This is a genomic window from Streptomyces pseudoechinosporeus, assembly GCF_054783935.1.
This window is the reverse complement of the sequence record NZ_BAAGPS010000102.1, coordinates 1-1,678: the sequence shown is the minus strand read 5'-3', so window position 1 is coordinate 1,678 and position 1,678 is coordinate 1. Positions and strand designations below refer to the sequence as shown.

Genomic DNA, 1,678 nt, shown 5'->3' with positions numbered 1-1,678 from the left:
CTGTGTAGTCGCCCAGTCAGCAGACTCGCCCATTCGCCCGCCTCTCCACCGTTCAGCAACCGGTTGGCGCCAGCAAGGAGTAGTCCCCATGACCTCGCCCCTCTCCCGCCGAACCACCCTCCAGGCCGCCGGCGCCCTCGCTGTCGCCGGCCTCGCAAGCAGCATCGCCGGTACCGCGCACGCCGCCACCGCCGCCGGGGAGGAGGCCAGCACCGGGGACATCGTTGCCATCCACCCCGCCCTCCCCTCCGTGCCGGTCAACAACGCCTTCACCGTCAAGGTCCGCCCGGTGGGCGGCAGTTGGCAGAGAGTCGGCGTCTACCTGGCCAAGCTCGCGCTGATCGACCCCGTCACCGGCCAGAACCCGGTCCGGAACTCCTCCTGGGCCTCCTTCGACTTCTCCGGCACCGTCGAGGTCGAGGTCACCTACAACCCGGGCGGCGCCGAGAAGTTTCGCATCCGGCCGGACTCGTACGGCATCAAGCCCGAGGTGCTCGGCGACACCGCGCGCTTCACCCTGGACCGGCCCCGCAACATCGTCGTCCAGGTCGACGACAAGACCTTCGACTGCCTGCACCTGCTCACGAACCCGATCGAGCAGAACCCGCCCGCCGAGGGCGACAAGAAGGTCATGTACTTCGGGCCCGGTTTCCACACTCCCCCCAACGGGGAGCTGAAGGTACCCAGCAACACCACCGTCTACCTGGCCCCCGGTGCGGTCCTCCAGGCACACGTGAGAATCGAGGGGGCGGAGAACTCCCGGATCATAGGCCGCGGAGTGATCTACAACTCCAAGTGGGGCGCGATGCTCATCCGCAAGTGCGAGAACGTCACGATCGACGGCATCACGATCCTCAACCCCCGCTACGAGAACATCCGGGTCGCCGAGTGCCGGAACCTCACCATCAGGAACCTGCGCGCCTTCAGCCGCGAGGGCTGGGGCGACGGCATCCAGCTCTACTGCTCGGAGAACGTCACGATCGACGGCTGCTTCCTGCGCACCTCCGACGACTGCATCGCCCTCTACACCCACCGCTGGGACTTCTACGGCGACACCCGCAACATCACCGTCAAGAACTGCTCCCTCTGGGCCGACGTCGCCCACCCGATCAACATGGCTGTGCACGGCAACCCCGACCCCGCCGCGCACGAGGTGCTGGAGAACCTGAACTTCGAGAACATCGACATCCTCGACCACCGTGAGCCGCAGGTGAACGCCCAGGGCTGCATCGCCATCAATGCCGCCGACGGCAACCTCGTCCGGGATGTCAAGTTCGACAACATCCGCGTGGAGGACTTCCGCTGGGGCCAGCTCGTCCACATGCGGGTCGTCAACAACCCGAAGTGGAACAAGGCGTCCGGCCGCAGCATCGAGAACGTCTACATCAAGGACCTCAGCTACAACGGCAAGAACGCCGACACGTCGATCATCGCCGGGACCGACGCGGAGCACACCGTCAAGGACGTCACCTTCGAGAACCTCCGCGTCAACGACCGGGTGATCGCCGACAGCACGGGCAAACCGCGCTGGTACCTGGCCGCGGACGGCGTGCCCATGCTCGTCAACGAGCACGTGCAGAACCTCCGCTTCCTCACCACCGAGGAGGCCGCGGCCCTCTGACCGAGGACGCGATTGCGCACGCGGCCGGCCCCGGCGTCTCCCTGACGGACACCGGGG

Annotated in this window: 1 protein-coding gene; it reads left to right on the top strand. The window is 66.8% G+C overall.

Translation table 11 applies throughout. From position 1 onward, the window contains the following. Positions 1-88: 88 nt before the first annotated feature. On the top strand, positions 89-1,621 hold the full coding sequence (locus ACYVO6_RS49400) for a glycosyl hydrolase family 28 protein (RefSeq protein WP_461073616.1): 1,533 nt from the start codon (positions 89-91) through the stop codon (positions 1,619-1,621). The last annotated feature ends 57 nt before the right edge of the window (positions 1,622-1,678 follow it).

What these genes read in the sequence shown, in the direction of transcription:
- ACYVO6_RS49400 (WP_461073616.1), top strand. Translation starts at nt 89, where the DNA reads ATGACCTCGCCCCTCTCCCGCCGAACCACCCTCCAGGCCGCCGGCGCC.